Raw genomic sequence first — 18,177 nt, 5'->3', positions numbered from 1 at the left:
CTAATTCAATCAATCGACTTTTTTATTTATTTATATTTTACCAAAATATAGTAATGGCTCATTATCAACTTTTTATCAATATAGAAAGTGATGGCCATCCCCTTATCTCATCTCCCAGATTCCTTTTTCCCCCTAATAAACGCTATTGAAAACTAACATTACTAAGTGTTAATACATAAAAAATAAAAGACTTACCAATTTTTTCTAGAAATAGAAAATTTTGGTAAGTCTTTTTGACACTTGTATTTTTTACTAGAAAAGCTACTTCCGCTTTTTCCCGCCAAAAGCATCTTTGAATTTATCGAAGAAACCATCTTCTTGTTGTTCTTCTACTTTGATGCCGCCAGCTTCAGCGAATGCACGTAACGCTTCTCTTTGTTGTTCATTTAGATTTTTCGGCGTGATCAGTTTTACTTTGACATGTTGGTCACCTGTTGCGCCACCACGTAACTTCGGTGCACCTTTTCCACGTAAACGGAAGTTCGTACCTGTCTGTGTACCAGCAGGAATCTTCAGTTTCACATCTCCATGGACAGTTGGTACTTGCACTTCGTCACCCAAAGCTGCTTGTACAAAACTTAAAGGCAATTCATAGTAAATTTCAGAGCCTTCACGGTCAAAGATATCACTTTCTTCTACACGGAAGACCACATACAAATCACCAAATGGGCCGCCGTTTTCTCCGGCTTCTCCTTGACCAGCTAAACGCATTTGTTGTCCTTCTTCTACCCCAGCTGGTACATTCACTTTGACTGAGTGAGCTTTCTTCTCATGACCTGAGCCATGACATGTTGGACAAGGTTCTTTGATTTCTTTTCCTGTCCCATGACAAACATCACAAGTTTGACGGCTCATCACTCGTCCAAGCGGTGTTTGGCGTTCTACATTGATCGTACCTGCACCATGGCATTTATGACAAGTAGTTGGTTGCGTACCTGGTTTTGCTCCATTTCCGCCACAAGTATGACAGATTTCTTCCCGATTGTACTTGATTTCTTTCTCTACGCCAAAAATTGCTTCTTCAAAAGATAAGTCGACCGTATATTGCAAATCAGCTCCTTGACGAGGCGCATTGGGATCGACTGAACGACCGCCTCCTCCAAAGAACGAGTCGAAGATATCTTCAAAACCACCGAAGCCGCCGCCAGAGAAGCCGCCGAATCCACCAAATCCGCCACCAGCTCCTCCGGCACCGTAATTTGGATCTGTACCTGCATGCCCGTATTGGTCGTATGCAGCGCGTTTTTGCGGATCACTTAAAATTTCATAAGCTTCTGATACTTCTTTGAATTTTTCTTCCGCATCAGGTTCTTTATTGATATCAGGATGGTATTTTTTTGAAAGCTTACGATAAGCTTTCTTTATTTCATCTTCTGATGCTCCTTTTGAGAGCCCTAAGACTTCATAATAATCACGTTTTGTTGCCATAGGCTTTCCTCCTATTGGTTCTCATCATTTTCACGTCGCTTGTTATCATATCATATTTTGTTTGAAACAAAAACCGATACTTCAAACTATTTTTCAAAAGAAAAAGCCAAAGTAGCAACTTTGGCCTTCTCTCGAAATTCAGTGAACTGATTATTTATCGTCGCCATCGACTTCTTCAAAATCAGCATCAACGACATCATCTGCTCCGCCTTGAGCTGCTTCTGGGTTTTCTTGAGCTTGTTGTTGTGCCGCTTGTTCGTATAGTTTAACAGTCAAGTTTTGAACGATTTCGTTCAATGCATCACGTTTAGTTTTCATTTCTTCGATGTTGTTTGCTTCAACAGCGGCTTTCAATTCATCGCGAGCTGTTTCTGCTTTTTTCACTTCTTCTTCGTCCACTTTGCCTTCTAATTCTTTCAATGTTTTATCAACAGAGAATAGCAATGCGTCTACATCATTACGTAGGTCAACTTCCTCTTTACGAGCTTTATCTGCTTCAGCGTTTGCCTCTGCATCTTTTACCATACGTTCGATTTCTTCGTCTGTTAGACCTGAAGAAGATTTGATCGTGATTTTTTGTTCTTTTTGTGTACCTAGATCTTTCGCAGATACATTTACAATCCCGTTTTTATCAATGTCGAATGTTACTTCGATTTGTGGGATACCACGAGGAGCTGCTGGAATATCTGTCAATTGGAATCTTCCTAGAGTTTTGTTGTCAGCAGCCATTGGACGTTCACCTTGCAATACATGGATATCTACTGCTGGTTGATTATCTGCCGCAGTTGAGAATACTTGTGATTTACTTGTTGGAATCGTTGTATTGCGGTCAATCAATTTAGTGAACACACCACCCATTGTTTCGATACCTAATGACAATGGTGTAACGTCAAGTAAAACAACATCTTTCACATCACCAGTGATCACGCCACCTTGGATAGCAGCACCCATCGCAACTACTTCATCAGGGTTAACTGATTTGTTTGGTTCTTTTCCTGTTTCTTTACGTACTGCTTCTACAACTGCAGGGATACGAGTAGATCCACCGACTAAAATAACTTCGTCGATTTCTGATTGTGATAGACCTGCATCTTTTAGCGCTTGACGTACTGGTACTTTCGTACGTTCTACTAAGTCAGCTGTTAATTCATCAAATTTTGCACGTGTCAATGTCATTTCCAAGTGCAATGGTCCAGCTTCTCCTGCTGTGATAAATGGTAAGCTGATTTGTGTGCTTGATACGCCAGATAAATCTTTTTTCGCTTTTTCAGCAGCATCTTTCAAGCGTTGTAACGCCATTTTATCTTGAGATAAGTCAATGCTGTTTTCTTTTTTGAATTCTGCTACCATGTAGTCGATGATTTTGTTATCAAAGTCATCCCCACCTAGATGGTTGTCACCAGCTGTTGACAATACATCAAAGACACCGTCTCCTAATTCAAGGATTGATACGTCAAAAGTACCACCACCAAGGTCGAATACTAAGATTTTTTCGTCACGATCTGTTTTATCCAAACCATAAGCAAGAGCAGCTGCAGTTGGTTCATTGACGATACGTTCTACTTCTAAACCAGCGATTTTACCAGCATCTTTTGTTGCTTGACGTTGTGCATCGTTAAAGTAAGCTGGTACAGTAATAACTGCTTTTTCGACTTTTTCACCTAAGTAATCTTCTGCAAATCCTTTGATATATTGAAGAATCATTGCTGAGATTTCTTGAGGTGTGTATGATTTGCCTTCTACGTCTACTTTGTAACCAGCTTCACCGATATGGCGTTTGATTGATGAAATCGTATTTGGGTTTGTCACAGCTTGACGTTTTGCCACTTCCCCTACTTGGATTTCTCCATTTTTGAATGATACAACAGAAGGTGTTGTACGGTTTCCTTCTGGGTTAGCGATGATTTTTGCTTCGTTTCCTTCTAGTACTGCTACTGCAGAGTTAGTCGTACCTAAGTCAATACCGATAATTTTACTCATAATTAACGTCTCCTTCTTTAATTGAAAGTGTAAGTTTTATATCCGCACAATTATTGTGCAACAATGACCATAGTTGGTCTTAACACGCGATCATGTAATTTATAGCCTTCTTGTAGTACTTCTACAATCGTATCGGCTGGTGTATCTTCAGTCGCTGGAACAGTTTGTACTGCTTGATGAAGATTAGGATCAAAGGATTCTCCTTTAGCAGGGATTTTCTCGATACCTTCTTCTTCCAGTGCATTACGTAAACTTTCCAAGACCATTTCCACGCCTTTTTTCAAGCTTGCTCCTTGATCATCTGACACTTCGGTGGCTAATGCACGTTCCAGATTGTCAATTGATGGAAGCAATTTTTTGGCTAAATCTTGTGAACGGTATTTTTGTAATTGCTCACGTTCATTTTTTCCTCGATTTGCCATATTTGCGATTTCCGCACGAGCTCGCAAATATTTATCTTCCATTTCTTCTAATTCAGCTTTTAATTTTGCTGATTCGAATTCTTCCGCTTCAACTTCTGAAATGCCTGAATCTTCTGCAGCTTCGACATCGATTTCCGGTTCTGGCTGAGCATCTGTCATTTCTTTATCTAGTTCTTCTTGATTTTCTTTCACGATACAGTCTTCCTTTCATTATTCAGTCAGCTGTTTGATTGCTCTTACTAAGAAAGAGAGAACGATCAGCTGCAAATAGCTTCGTTATTCACATTACGAGTTTGACAAGTCAAGTGATCGATAGTAATCAGCAAGCTTAGTTGCTAGTTCTCTTCGATAAACATCCACTAGACCAAACATCCGAGAATAAGGCATACTAGTCGGCCCCAACAAGGCTATTGTACCTCTTCCATGACCATCTATCTCGTAACTTGCTTGAATCATGCTCATATTCTGCAATAAATCATTACCTAATTCAGCACCGATCTTGATATGAATATTACTATCCATCGGAGTGATCATTTGTGTAAGTCCATCGGAGTCTTTCATAAAAGAAAACATCGATTTAAACTGATCAAGATCTTGACGGGGCTCATAATCCAAGAGATTCATTTGTCCACTGACATAAACTTTTTCTTCAAATACATGACCAAGAACGGTGTCAAACAACTGGGACATCCCTTCTGTCGTCTGGAAATATTTATGAAGAATCATCGGAATCTCTGTACGTAGTTTATGGTACACCGTCATCAGAGGATCCCCGACTAGACGGTCGTTTACAATTTGCACCATTTTTTCTAGTTCCTGACTTCCCATGTATTCGGGAAGAGTGAACACTTGGCTTTCTACATTTCCCATATCTGTCACGACAATCGCAATGATCTGTCGATTATTCAAGGGTACGATACGAAAGCCAGTTAGTCGGCGGTCTTTTATTTCAGGTCCCAACGAAAAAGTCGTATAACTTGTCAGCTCAGATAAGATCTCAGCAGATTGTTTAATGATCTCATTGATCTCATGAAATTCTCTACCTAAAGACTGACGTATCAGCAGCAGATCATCTTCTGCTACGCGAGCAGGTTTTAACAAATGATCCACATAATAACGATAGCCTAAAGCAGATGGAATCCGCCCAGAAGAAGAGTGAGTCTTCAACAGCAACCCTTCATCTTCTAATGCCTTCATATCATTGCGAATCGTTGCTGAGCTGGCCTTGACTCCCTCAGACATCAATGTTTTGGAACCAACGGGCACGCCACTACTCGTATAGTGTTGGATGATCAGACGTAAAATGTCGTTTTGTCGCTTTGTTAACATCTTCCTCACCTCTCATTAGCACTCATAGATTCTAAGTGCTAATCCACTTATAAATATAGCAAGAAGCCCTTCTCCTGTCAAGAGAAAGACTTCATTTTTTAGCACTCTATCGTTCAGAGTGCTAATTCTGAGCAATTGCTATAAATTCAGTTATATCAACGTTTCAATAGTCCTTTATTGTATTTTTGAACTTTTTTTATTTAAATTCCGATAAAAAACAAATATTCTTTAAACTATTTTTCAAACAAAAAACGCTCAAACACATTGTTTCCCAAAAAAGTCCCTCTAGGTGTCAAATAAATACGGTCTTCTTCATTAACAAGTAACCCTTCTTCCTCTAACTTCATCAACACATCTCCGTACACCGATTCAATCGTTTGTTGATAGCGATCATAGAAGTGTTTTTTAGCAATCCCAGTTTTTTTTCTTAGCCCCAAGAACATTTCTTCTTCTATTTGATTTTTTCGTGTCAATTTTTCTTCTTCCAATACCGGGCGTTCATTGACTCGTAATGGACGTAAATAGTGTTGAATTGGTCCTTTGTTGCGGTAACGAATATTTCCAAGATAACCGCTAGCTCCTGCTCCAAACCCAAAATAATGGTCATTGTTCCAATACATCAAGTTATGCTGCGACTCGTGTCCGGAAAGCCCAAAGTTACTTATTTCATATTGGTGACGTCCATGCTTTTCCATTGCTTCAATGGTCTCTTCAAACATTTTAGTTTCCGTTTCCTGATCAGGCAGTTCGAGTCTTCCTTGTCGTACCCAGTTCATGAACATTGTTTTGTTTTCTAGGATCAATGAGTACAAAGAATAGTGAGGCAGATCCAAAGCCAAAGCTTTTTCCAAAGTATCCCGATACCCTTCTAGTGTTTGTCCCGGTAATGCATAAATCAAATCGATGCTTACATTGGTAAAATTTTCTGCTTCTAAAAATTGCATCGTTTGATACACATCTTCTGCGGTGTGTTTACGTCCAATTTTTTTCAATAAGCGATTGTCAAATGTCTGAACCCCCATGGATAAACGATTGACGCCATAGTTTTTCATCACTTGAAGCTTTTCACGGGTCAAATCACCAGGATTCGCTTCTACAGTAAACTCTTTACCATCCTGGAAAGGCAAGATCTCTCTAGCTCCTGATAACAATCGATCAAGTTGTTTAGCAGATAAAGAGGTTGGTGTTCCGCCCCCTACATAAAGTGTTTCCAAATTCGCTGTTGGATGACTTTCCAGCATTAATCTCATTTCATTCAGCAGCATTTCCACATACTCATCTACCGGTTGCCCTTCTAAAAAAACTTTATTAAAGTCACAGTAATAGCAGATATGCTCGCAAAATGGGATATGAATGTACGCAGAAACCTTATTTTCTGCGGGATTATTTGTTTCTTTCATTGAAATTCTTTCTCCTTACGTCGAAAAGTCGTACCAATTTTCGACCACTCTTATATACGCATACTAAACGTATTTGGCAAACAAATCCACTAAAAAATCCAAGAATCGACTTCTTGGATGATTTTTTCTTTCATTGAACTGGTTACCTGGTTATAGATCTCTAGGGTTGTTTTCATGTCTGAGTGACCAACACGATCCATGATAGCTTTTATAGGTAATCCAGCTTCTGCTAATAAAGAGATATGGGTATAGCGAAACGTATGTGTACTAACCTTCTTTTGGAATTCCGGGTATTTTTCTTTCAAGATATCTTGGACACTACGAACGGTTTTTTTATTGTTGCCACGACCATTCAGAAATTCATTTAGCGAATGGTAAACAACTGGCGTACCATTTTGTGTTTGGAAGATCGTTTCAGAAAAAATGAATTTTTTAGAAGCAGCTATCCTTCTATTATAAGTTGCGTTTTCTGTTCGTTTGTATGTTTGATAAAAATTGCCTTCTTCTCGTTGTTTCATTTCTACTTGGCGTGCTTGATTGATCCTGATCCTATTTTGAATAATTTCTACAGAGCGTGTATCTAAAGCAATTTCTCTAATGGAAGCAATTGTTTTTGGTGGACTGCGTACATACTCTTTTACGGATCGTCCTGCCGCCACTACTCCTTCGTTAATTAAAAGCTTTTTCGCAGAAAAGTCGACTTTCTCAATCGTCAAAGCACTTACTTCTCCAATACGCAGACCATTTCGAATCATAAATTCGACTAAGTCTAAATAAAGCATGCCCATTTTGTTGATTTCTTTATTAGTTTCGTATTTTTCATGGATTGCCGCTAATAAAATGCGTACTTCCTGTTTTTCTAAGAATTTCTTTTTCCTACGCTGAATCGCTCGAATTTTTCGATCATTGGGAATTTTTAATACAATCTTATTCAAATCAAATAAGATTAAATCATGACGATACCCATAGGAAAGGATTTGTTTGAGTAAGGAGCGGATCTTTTCTAACGTTGCTTTTTCTAAAAGGGTTTTGGTTTGTTTCGAGCGAACCATCAGAATATCCGCCCACGCCCCCTCAACAAATAAAGGAGTCAGCTGTTTAAGTCGCAGATTGTCTACAAAATGCGGTTGGAGGTATCGGTGAAGAATCTCTTTCTGATAATGTACAGTTGTTTGACGAACCGTTGGCGACCACGCCTTCAGCCAAAGATCCGTCAATTCGCCAAACGTCTCACATTGATTTACATCAGAAAACATTGTATATTTGTTGAACTCTTTTTCAATCTGTTCTTTCAGATAGCGTAGTGCTTGTTTTTCACTCTTGAAACTTTTTGCTTTCCAATTGACACTTTTCTTTCTCGTCTTCCCTTTGACCGGATCATAATAAGTCTGGAACGTACGCAAATAATTCTTTTTATCGATTGTTGTATACGAACTTCGCAAATACTGTTTCCATTCTGACGACCGCAGCAACTCCTCCTCCTTTCACCAAAATAAAAAGCACACAAGCAAAAGATTTCTCTTTTTTCTTGTGTGCTTTTTTACTATAATTAATTCTTCTAATTTTTATACTCAGTAATTATCTTATTTATATTATCAAGCATAGGTCGAAAATTTTCAAAATTTATATACTTATAATTTTTCAAAATATATTTTGAAAATATCTCTTTACCATAATGATTGTTAGAATCTCCTTTCGGAGAAAATGTCTTCCCTCCAATTATATGGCCTCTCGTTTTTTCATCAAATAAATCTTCTATCTCATTTTCTTTACATCCATCTAAAACTTGATGAGTAACTATATACAAATTTTCTTCAATTTTTAAATATAATTTTTCTTTCATCTCTTCTGCTTTAGCGCTTTGAGACTTAGCATACACGTAATTAATAAATGTTTTTAATGGTTTATCTTTATTAGAAATTTCATTATCAAATATAAAAAAGTTAGGACTAGCTGGTTTACTTGATTCAAATGAACTGAAGTATTTTAAGTAGTTTGGACACAAAGTGTTTTTATCAGAAAAAAAGTTATATAAATTTTTCATTGCATCTGCTCCATCAATTGGTAAGTTGAAAAAATATTTAAAGCGTGAGACTTCTCTCTTATCTTTCTTTTTACTTCTCTTCAAAAAATATACTTTAAAATTAAAGTTTTCTCCCACTTTTTCAACCAAATTAGGATAATCTTTATATAAACTTTTTAATGCTGCCATCAAATACCTAATATCTGTTTTACCTTCCGTCACTATTGTTGATTTTTCATTACTATAAAAGTATTTATAATAAAGAAATTTTTGATATTCTCGTTCACGTCTATTTAACAATTTAAGCATATTGTAATGATTTTTTTCTTTTCTTTTTATTGTTAAAAGGTGTTTTTGATATTCAAGATTGTTGTTATCTAGAGAAGTCTCATATTCTAATACATTATTCCATTTATCAATTTGATTGATGAAAGCAAAACGCCCTTCCAATTGATTGATAGTACCTGGAACATTATCAATAAAATATTCTTTATTTTTGTAAAGATTATACGCCATTGCCCGAGTTTTTTTATAGTATTCTTTTGGTACGCTAATTTTTTTATTTACCACAAGACCTGTGACTTCTTGACGTGAATTACTAAATTGAATTCGAGTTTTTTTAGGGTTTACTTTAAATCCAGCTCGAACTATTTCTTTTTCTAGTTTAATTAAAAATTCTTTTTCAAAATGCAAGAAAACGATATCGTTTGTTGAAAAAGTCAAATCATCTGCATATCTTGTATAATCTAATTTATACTTTCTGGCTAATTTTAATATTCTGAGATCCATTATGTTACATATTAGATTTGTGATTATTGGAGAACTAGGAGCCCCTTGTGGCAAAACACCTTTATAACATGTAAGTTGAGCAATCACTAAAGCAACTTCTTGAGGTACTTTAAAATTTCTGTCTTTCTCAAAGAAACCTTTTACACGTCCAAAGTGAAAACTAGAAAAAAAGTCTTCTAAATCAATATTTAAAACAAATTTTTTATTTCTGTGAATTCTAGCATTAGTAATTATACTTTTATTTTTTTCAAAGCCATGAGATATAGTGGATTTAATATTGTTTTCTCTCCATATCTTTTTTTGAGTAACCCATAGTAGATTAGCCAACCGTCTTTGTACAAATTTTAATTCATTATTTGGAGCACAGATTATCCTATCTTCTCCATTCCTTTTTTTTATTGTGAACGTAGTATAAGAATTTTCAGTGCCTTTTTTGTCTTTATTATAAAGTAAGTAAGTCATATTTTTTTTAGGTATATTTAATAATCTAAACAAATCTTCACGACTCTTAATTTCAGAAAGATTGCTCATTAGAATACCTCCTTAAAAGCGTGTGGCAACTCATTAGGCTGAAATATGCGAAGAAAAAGGTTAAACACCCTTATACCTACTGGCTATTGTCCCTAGCAATTTAATCAATACTTGCGAAACACAAGTACAAAATCTAGCCACACGCAAGTTTATTATATCACAATATCTTTATTCTTGTAATAAATTATTTCTTAATACTCCCGCTTCAACGTATTATAGGTCATTTCTGCTATTTTGTTGTCTTCGACTTTTGCAAGCAGTAGGATTCGGATGGGCGATCCGTTTTGAATACATTCTAGTAAAACAGCGTATTCGTCTCGATCGTTTTGATAAATGGACGTGACTTTGCCTTCGCTTCCTAAGGCGTTCCCAGTCTCGACATCGATGCCGTTCATTTGGATACATTCTTCTGTCATCAATTCTTTTAATTTTTCATTGCGGTGATTGATTGTTTTGAAATTCGCATAAGCTTCTCCATATGCTTGGAGTAATTCCATATGATCTTCTGTAGGATTTTCTCCTCTATCCTCTTCTACGATTTCTTGTGTTTCTGTTGGTTGACTAGACTCTGCTTTTGCATTCTCAAGCTTCAAGGAACTGTTTTCTACAGCTTCCATGATACTGGAATCTTTTACACTCTCAGTAGTTTCAACTTGTTCATCTGGTGAACTACATGCTACCAAAGTAAGTACGGATAAGGTCGTTCCTAATAGAAATAATATTCGTTTCATCTTCTTCCCTGCTTTCTATTTGATGTCACTCGAATCATTTCTTTCGCAAAGACGATCTGAGAAAATCTTCCTGGTGAAAACTTTACCCGATACTCTTTATTTCTCAATGATACTAAAAAACCATCTTCAAATCTTCTGGCAACAAATTCGTTTTGTGAACACTGGAATTTGGCGCAGATTTCCTTTACTTGCCTTCTTGTTAATCCTGGGTGAGTAAAAAACATAACTGATCTCCTTTTATTTTTTTCGCACAACACTGGCTACTCGATTGAATTCTCTCCCCCATTGCCGTGCGTATTTGGCACAAATTTGTCCTTGTTCTGCATTTTGTTCATAGGTAATAAATTTCCCTTCACTTTCGACACTTGCAATGATTCCTGTATGTCCATAGATTCCTGGAGATAGAACTTCTCCTGCATACCAATTAATGACGTCTCCTGCTTTGATTTCTGAAGGTTTAGGATCAAATATGACCGCCCATCCGTATTTCTGCCAATCATAATCACTGCCAATCGATTGAGCATACATAAATCCTGAACCCATCATCTGTGGTCCACCTAGTTTTCGAACATAATAAGCCGTGAGCCCATAACATTGACCACCATTGATCGTTTGCCCCATGACAGATTCTAAAATATCGATTTTGCCTCCACCAATATTAGCGGAGCCTCCTCCTAAAGAACCTTCGAATAATCGTTTATACCAATTTACGGCACTTGTCTTCCGCTTATTTTGTTCGACTGGATCATCTTTTGTTCCGGCACGTTCCCAATATTTCAATATATCGACTGCCAACTTTTCAATTTCTGTTCCATTAGACATATTCTTCAATAAGTCACTATCCGATCCATCATGATACCAGGCAAAATCCATTTGAAAAGCCACAGTCTTCCAATCTTCATTTTGCTCTCTGGCAAGATTCAACATGTTCACACGGCGACTACTATCCCACTGCGCTAATCCCATCGCATAGCCACCAATTTCAGGATTATATGCCCATACTGGATTAAAGGCCAAATCACTTTGGATGCGGGAAGGGATCAATCCACTCTCATGTTCCATGTTACCGATCCATGCTGCTGCAAATTCTTTTGTTCCTCCCTGTTGTTGCACATATTGAGCCACTTCTAAAGCAACTTGTTCTTGAGGTGTACCTGGTTCAAATTCTGACGTACTTCCATTTTGATTGGCGGAAAATATACCTATAAATAAAAGAAACGGTAACAAAAAGGCAAAACAAGTTCCTAAAATGATATACGCAATTTTTTTCATTTTTCACCTCGCTTTATAAAAAAACTTTGTTTATCTACAAAAAAGAAGACTGATCAATCACCAGTCTTCCATTGGTTCCTGTTGTTCTTCTTCCCATGCATCAAAAAATGTTTCTTCAGACTCCAAACTTTTGAAATTCTCCTCTATTTGATCAATCGGTTCTACTTCCGACGAATAGTTGGCAATCAACTCTGGATCATATGCATGATCAAAATAGGCTTGTTCCTCTTGTGCTAATTGTAGTTCATCGAAATTATCGACTGTCACATTCATTTTTTCAGATAAAACCGTTGGATCAATTGGTATTTCATTCTCACTCATTGCTACCTCATCCTGTTCAAACAACACTTCTGGGTCATTCGTCAAATCAGAATCAGATAAATCAGACATAAGAACATCATCCGAAACCAACGCATCTGATTCACTTAAGGATTGATCAAAAGTCGGATCTGCTTCATTGATTTCTGCTAATACACCTTCTAATGCTTTGTCATCTACTTCTTCATCAACTAGCACTTCATCTTCTACTTGCTGATCTACTTGATCCATTTCCATTTTATCTTCTTCAGGGATAGACAATTCTGTATCATCATAATCAGACGGACGGAATAGGGATCCCAATCCTTGCTTGACACCAGTAAATTGATTTTCTTCATCCAAAAAGTGTTCTTTCCCAAGAGTCATTGCTTTATCCGGTAGTATTTTTGATAACCCATTTAAGGCTATGTTCGGATTTCCTGTGTACGCACCAGCAGCTAATTGCGCTGCCCCTATGCTCGCACCACTAATTTGTTCTGCTCCTTCCTTAGCCTTTTCGTTTACCTTCTTTTCGAATATCGGCTGTTGTATCTGACCATCAGCAAAGAATCCTAGTATTCGGTAACGATTTTTCCACACTGTACTTATAAAAACAATTTTTACAAGAACCATGATCAATCTAGTTCCTAATAGAAGAATACTGCCTGATAAGACATTCAATAGATTTTCATTGATTCCTTGAGCAGCATGTAAAAATACTTGATCGATTAGTTGATTGACCCAAAAAAGAACTGAAATAAATACACCATAGATCACTGGCATAAATAAAATGCCAATCAGTGTTTTGAAAAATTTAAACATGAGCATTTGACATCTAGGAAAAAAAGAGGCTAATGCAAGGATTGGAAATGCAAGAATCAAGAGGTTCACTAAAATCTGAATGATAGTTAACATAATATTAATGTATAAAACTGGTAAGGCAAGGATAAACAAATTCGCAACACCTACCCAAATCGCAAAGCTTTTTTCCATTGTCTTTGTCCCATCTTGAGCAAAATAAGGATTTTCATTTTCAAGTGAATCGATATATTGTTCTCTATCTTTTTTGAAAGTCTCTTTTTCTTCTTTGGACAAATTCGGTACTTGTAATAGTTTTGCCTCGTCCAATTTCTCTCCATTCTCCATCGTTCCATCCAATGAACCACTATTCACAAAATAAAATGTCTGTTTGACTGTTGCATTAAACATCGGGCTTTGATCTGAATCTGAACCATAATTCGTGCCAGAAATAAACTGATTTTGAACTGTCTTTACTATACTGTTGACAGATTGGATAAAGAAACTAGACATATTGTATGTTCCTTGCCTAGTGGTTATTTGTCCAAACCAACCAAAAAACAACAAAAGGACCACGACATAGTGCAATAAAGATTGAGAAAAATTATGTCGATTGGAAAAGAAATGATACAGCAAGTAGTAAGCACTTAACATAATTGCTAACCCCATCAACGTGCCTCTACCAAATCCTGTGCCACCAAAATTCCTTAAAATTTGTACAGACATATCAAACATCTCTGCTTGTTTAGCGATAAAATAATCTGACTGATTCAATACACTTTCACAGAACAAAAAGAAGGACACACATAGTTTCAGAAAAAAGAAAGGCAAGCCTACAAAGAACCAATTAACGACTTGCCACCCTTTATCTAATAATCCACCACCGACCATATAAGCATCATAGCTATCGATCAAAAACTTCATTGCAGTCCTCCTTTCTAAACAGCAAAGTGATTTTCCATTACTGAGGCATCTGAATCGTCTACTGTCTTGAAAAGCTCCAACCATTCATCAAAAAGGACATGGACAACCACTCGATTGACTTGGTTGAACATGTCTTTTAATAAGCATTGACCTTGCACCATATTCGAGACCCATTTCATATTTTGTTCGTTTATCGGCAAATTCAAATACTGCAGGATTCCCTCTCGATTCTGCACTTCATCAAAGCAAATAACCGTACCAAATCCTGTGCCATCTTCTTTATCATCCAGATCATTGACTGATTGCGTGATTAACACTAAAAAATTATTGAAGGAACGACCGATCCGTTTCATAGATTTCAAAATCGCTTTTCCTTCTGGCGACGATTGAAAGATCCAACTTTCATCAAAGAAAGTCACTGTTTCTTGTTTTGGATTGCGTGAACCGAATTTCGAACAAAAGGTGCCTAAAGCGAACATCAAAGTCACAGACAAACGCTTGTTTTCATCCATGTGTTCATTTTTATCTGTTGGCAGATCCAAATCTTCAATTTCTAAAATCGTCACTTTCTTTTCAAAGGATAGGCCTGGAACTTCTCCATGAGAAAATGCCAACTCTAAAATTGTTCCTTTGATTGTCGAAATCAAAAATCTGCCCATATCTTGTACATCTGGAATACTACTAGAAGCTAACCTTTCAACAACCTGCCAAAATCCTACTTTTTTGCCGGACTTACGTTCTTTTACAACTGTTGCAATGGTTTCATTGATCTCCGTTTTTTGCTTTAAGTTCCAAATTCCTTCGTAGATATTGGTCAGCATGGCTTTGGCTGTCGCAATGGCTTCTGTTTCATCAAATAGAACGATTGGGTCAAGTACGCCTAGGTTATTTTTATCTCGTATATCTAAAGTCACAAAATTAAAGGAACGGACAAAAGCTGTATCTAAAGGATATTTTTTCTGATACGCTGGATCGTTGATCGTTCGCATGAATTGTCGTCGCATCTCTTTTTTGGGATCGATATATAGTACTCGATCTTTCAATGTAGCACATTCCATGAACAATTTTTTAGCAGTCACTGATTTTCCATTTCCGGTATCACCAGTTAATGCCCAATGCGGATTATTGGTTTTCTTACCGACAATATCTTGTTTATTTGCTAAAAATAGATTCATATAGATCAGATTCTTAGAATTCAATAAAATACTTTTCCGGTCTTCTTTTTCTTCCAACGTCGTATCGACACGACCAAAATAATAGCCTAAGTTTGTTCCAGCTTTAAGCGAAGTGAAGAAATTCAACTCTGCAAAAGATTCAATGGTACTCGTATGTTGCCATTTTTTGTCTTTCATTCGCAGGAAGTTCCCAAATAAAGTGGATTGGAAAAGATACGGATCATCGAATGTTGCTTTTAATAATGGGATACCTAATCCATCAAATCGATTGATCAAATATTTCTTCCGTGCTTGCAGTTGTTTTTTAGTGTTACCACTAACAACTAAGACAACTTTCCAATCAAGAATATCCACACCATCATCGATTTTCTGATCTAGATCGTCTAAAGAAAGCTGTCCTTCTACGATTTTTCGTTTCTGCTTTGATCCGGCTAAATGCGCTTCTTGCATGATATTTTTCGTTCGAGTACGTGCACGAGCGGAACGACCAGATAATGCTAATTGCCCTTTACTTTCCGCAAAAGAAGCTTGGATTTTCACTTCTACTGGAAAAGGCATTTTTTGCACGATTTCCAGCAAATGATTTCCATCTAAAAACACGCCGATATCTCCGACTGGCAAATAGGAAACATAGCTTTCGCCATAATCACACTGAAAGTGTAAGCCACCAGAAAAAATAGGTTGGATCTTTGTTTCCATCAAATTCTCAAATGTTTGGCTCGCTAAGACATCTTGACGTTCATGAGGAATATTCTTCAGAAATTGGTAGGCTTGATAATAATACAGTTCGTCTTCTGTCAAACGTTCGATCAATAGTTCGGATAAATTCTGATAGATTTCTTGCTCCTGTTCCTGGTAATCTTTCGCCCACTCTTTTTCCAATGCCACATCAAATCCTAGCCCTTTCACAATTGTTTCTGTTACATGATTGACTGCTTTGGAAATATTTTCTTTTAGATCGATAGCAATCTCTTTTTTCACCAATGGCACCCCAATGATCCAGGCATATTCATAGACCATGCCCATTTCATTTTCTAAAATTTGTGCTGTTTTCATCAATTTATCAACACCTACTGCGTGATTTTCAGGATCGATCAATGAACGCATGGCGCCCATCTTCCCTCGAATATCTGCATTTACAGGTAATAGATTGATTTCAAAGCCGCCGCTGCCTTTTAACCGTTTCAGCGCACGGGCAACTTTTTTCTTCGTTTTTTGTTTCTTTTCAAAATCCGTCAACATCACCGTTTCAGAACGTATCCTGTAATAAGCAATCGCAGTTTTCTCTTGCGTCAGAAGCATATTTTCATGCATATATTCTGACAAAGGGTATTCTAATTGCATCTCATTCTCCTTTTCTTTTTTATCGTTTGAATGAAAATTCTTCTAGTTGATCCACTCGTTCAAAAGCTATGATTGGACGCTGATCCACCACAAAATTCTTTAAATAAACGATAAAATCCTTCAAAAACAAATTCGTTGATTTACCGTCTAATTCTGCCTCGGAGTACCATCTCGCTACTTTATGGGGAACAGAAAGCATCAGCAATAAATTCAGGTTGATTCCAGCTATATTGGGAATCCTTACTTTATACCAAAAGACACCTGTGACAAAAAGCAGAAAGAATAACATCAATAGATAAGACATATTCAATGGCTGAGCGAAGACCCACAGCGCCTTCCCTTTTGGTGACGAGATCACCTGGATCGAGTATGGGGCTTTCAGTCCTCTGGAGTAATCGTAATGTTTCATTGTCCCACCTCACATAGTAATTCCAAATAGACCAAGGAACCATTTCACTACATTAAAAATATTTCTTCCTTGATTCGTCGCAAAATCATTTAAAATCAATGCAATCAAAATGACCGAACCAATCTTAAGCCATTCTGCTCCTCGCCAATGTTTAAAGATCAGCAAAATGACTGCAAAACTTAAAAGCGTGATAAAACCTGTTCGCATAAAATTATCTAAATTACTCACATTCATAAATTAATTTCCTTCCTTTTCCGTAAAGTAATGTTTGAGGGTACGCACAAAATAAGAATTTTCTGTTTGAGTAAGCCACAACGAAAAATCTTCTGTGTGGGTCATTCCCGTTTGTTTGTCGGCAAAAGTGACTGAAACTTGTATCCCCTTGACTTCTTTTTGCTTAGTTTCAAAGTATTTGATTTCATTCTCATTTAACGAAATAAACTCTGTAACGCCAGAAGTTTGAACGGGTTCTTTCATCAATAACATCAACTCTTGCTTCTCACCGTTTGCATATTTTTCAAAAAATAGAGTCAAGAATTTTTCGATAGCCTCTTTTTCTTGCTGAGGTACATCTAAACTCGCTTCTGCTTGTTTTAGTTCTGTTGTTTTACCTTGTGGCAAGGTGGTAGCTAAGAAATAAGGGCGCCCGATTATCGAAAATAACTGATCTTCTGTTTGGATCGGTAACACCATTTCTTGCGTTACCGTTTGTTTTGTTTCCTCGTCTTCCGTTTCATAAATGACATTCAAAGAAACCAATAAGCACTCTGATTCCTCTTTGATTTGAACGACTGCAGCACTCTTGAATCTCCGAACAAACTCTTTTTGACTCTTACTTGTCTCATCCACTGCATCAACATCGACTGATAAATACTTCTCTAAGCGATCGAGTCGCTCCTTTTTTTCTTCTTCACTCGCCGAAGCATCGTAATTTAGATATTCTTCTGCAAAACTAGTCGCATAAAAAGAGAGCGCTGAATAATCAAATACTTCTTTTTGTATCGACTTTTCATTTTTAGATTTAGCTAACTGATCTACTTTATCTGTTAGATTATCAAAATTTGTAGCTACGACATTGGCTCGAATTACACCTACTGCAGAAGCGATCATTAGTATACTCATACCTATAAACACAATTTTATTTGCTCGTTTTTGTGATAATTTTTTGACTTTCGGTTTCTTTTCTTTTTTCTTTTTCTTTTTGATGGTTTTTAGTTTCATGGGTCCTCCTATTTCTTTTTTTAGGCAAAAAAATAGACCTAGTTAAACTTGATTTTTCAAGGAAATAACTAGATCTATATGCTATAAATGACAAAAAATAGCCG

At 36.8% G+C, this 18,177-nt stretch carries 15 protein-coding genes; all 15 read right to left on the bottom strand.

Annotation, left to right across the window (positions count from 1 at the left end; all coding sequences use genetic code 11):
* Nucleotides 1–261 precede the first annotated feature (261 nt).
* The 15 genes from dnaJ to A5816_RS03960 all read right to left on the bottom strand — a co-directional run bounded on the left by dnaJ (nucleotide 262) and on the right by A5816_RS03960 (nucleotide 18,073).
* Entirely contained in the window at nucleotides 262–1,428 is a 1,167-nt protein-coding gene (gene dnaJ / locus A5816_RS04030) for a molecular chaperone DnaJ (RefSeq protein WP_002289374.1), read from the bottom strand.
* A 150-nt stretch (nucleotides 1,429–1,578) separates the two neighbouring features.
* Nucleotides 1,579–3,408, bottom strand: coding sequence for a molecular chaperone DnaK (dnaK, locus tag A5816_RS04025; protein WP_002400297.1), 1,830 nt, complete (start codon nucleotides 3,406–3,408; stop codon nucleotides 1,579–1,581).
* Nucleotides 3,409–3,458: 50 nt separating this feature from the next.
* A complete protein-coding gene (gene grpE / locus A5816_RS04020) occupies nucleotides 3,459–4,022 on the bottom strand; it encodes a nucleotide exchange factor GrpE (protein ID WP_002292135.1) in 564 nt (187 codons plus the stop codon).
* Nucleotides 4,023–4,115: 93 nt separating this feature from the next.
* Nucleotides 4,116–5,159, bottom strand: coding sequence for a heat-inducible transcriptional repressor HrcA (gene hrcA, locus A5816_RS04015; protein ID WP_086310792.1), 1,044 nt, complete (start codon nucleotides 5,157–5,159; stop codon nucleotides 4,116–4,118).
* Between the two features lie 233 nt (nucleotides 5,160–5,392).
* Nucleotides 5,393–6,559 (bottom strand): radical SAM family heme chaperone HemW, encoded by a 1,167-nt coding sequence (gene hemW / locus A5816_RS04010; protein ID WP_010732441.1) that lies wholly within the window; start codon nucleotides 6,557–6,559, stop codon nucleotides 5,393–5,395.
* An 89-nt stretch (nucleotides 6,560–6,648) separates the two neighbouring features.
* The gene (locus A5816_RS04005) at nucleotides 6,649–8,031 is read right to left on the bottom strand and encodes a site-specific integrase (RefSeq protein WP_086310791.1); all 1,383 of its coding nucleotides are present in this window, start codon (nucleotides 8,029–8,031) and stop codon (nucleotides 6,649–6,651) included.
* Nucleotides 8,032–8,117: 86 nt separating this feature from the next.
* A complete protein-coding gene (locus A5816_RS04000; protein WP_086310790.1) occupies nucleotides 8,118–9,902 on the bottom strand; it encodes a retron Ec67 family RNA-directed DNA polymerase/endonuclease in 1,785 nt (594 codons plus the stop codon).
* Between the two features lie 191 nt (nucleotides 9,903–10,093).
* A complete protein-coding gene (locus A5816_RS03995) occupies nucleotides 10,094–10,633 on the bottom strand; it encodes an EF0163 family protein (protein WP_086310789.1) in 540 nt (179 codons plus the stop codon).
* A complete protein-coding gene (locus A5816_RS16495) occupies nucleotides 10,630–10,857 on the bottom strand; it encodes a hypothetical protein (RefSeq protein ID WP_086310788.1) in 228 nt (75 codons plus the stop codon). Before A5816_RS16495 ends, A5816_RS03995 begins: the two co-directional genes overlap by 4 nt.
* A 13-nt stretch (nucleotides 10,858–10,870) precedes the next feature.
* Nucleotides 10,871–11,905 carry a phage tail tip lysozyme gene (locus A5816_RS03985; RefSeq protein ID WP_086310787.1) on the bottom strand — a complete coding sequence of 345 codons (1,035 nt, stop codon included), beginning with the start codon at nucleotides 11,903–11,905 and terminating at the stop codon, nucleotides 10,871–10,873.
* Between the two features lie 57 nt (nucleotides 11,906–11,962).
* Complete coding sequence (locus tag A5816_RS03980) at nucleotides 11,963–13,924, bottom strand: hypothetical protein (protein WP_086310786.1); 1,962 nt, start codon at nucleotides 13,922–13,924, stop codon at nucleotides 11,963–11,965.
* Nucleotides 13,925–13,938: 14 nt separating this feature from the next.
* A complete protein-coding gene (locus tag A5816_RS03975; protein ID WP_086310785.1) occupies nucleotides 13,939–16,443 on the bottom strand; it encodes an ATP-binding protein in 2,505 nt (834 codons plus the stop codon).
* A gap of 19 nt (nucleotides 16,444–16,462) precedes the next feature.
* Nucleotides 16,463–16,852, bottom strand: a complete 390-nt coding sequence (locus A5816_RS03970; protein WP_086310784.1) for a TcpE family conjugal transfer membrane protein — start codon at nucleotides 16,850–16,852, stop codon at nucleotides 16,463–16,465.
* Nucleotides 16,853–16,861: 9 nt separating this feature from the next.
* Nucleotides 16,862–17,086 carry a hypothetical protein gene (locus A5816_RS03965; protein WP_086310783.1) on the bottom strand — a complete coding sequence of 75 codons (225 nt, stop codon included), beginning with the start codon at nucleotides 17,084–17,086 and terminating at the stop codon, nucleotides 16,862–16,864.
* 3 nt (nucleotides 17,087–17,089) lie between these two features.
* Entirely contained in the window at nucleotides 17,090–18,073 is a 984-nt protein-coding gene (locus tag A5816_RS03960; protein WP_086310782.1) for a conjugal transfer protein, read from the bottom strand.
* Nucleotides 18,074–18,177: the final 104 nt, after the last annotated feature.

This window comes from Enterococcus sp. 3G1_DIV0629, from assembly GCF_002141285.1.
GTDB lineage: Bacteria > Bacillota > Bacilli > Lactobacillales > Enterococcaceae > Enterococcus_B > Enterococcus_B lactis.
This window is presented reverse-complemented; position numbering and strand designations above follow the sequence as displayed.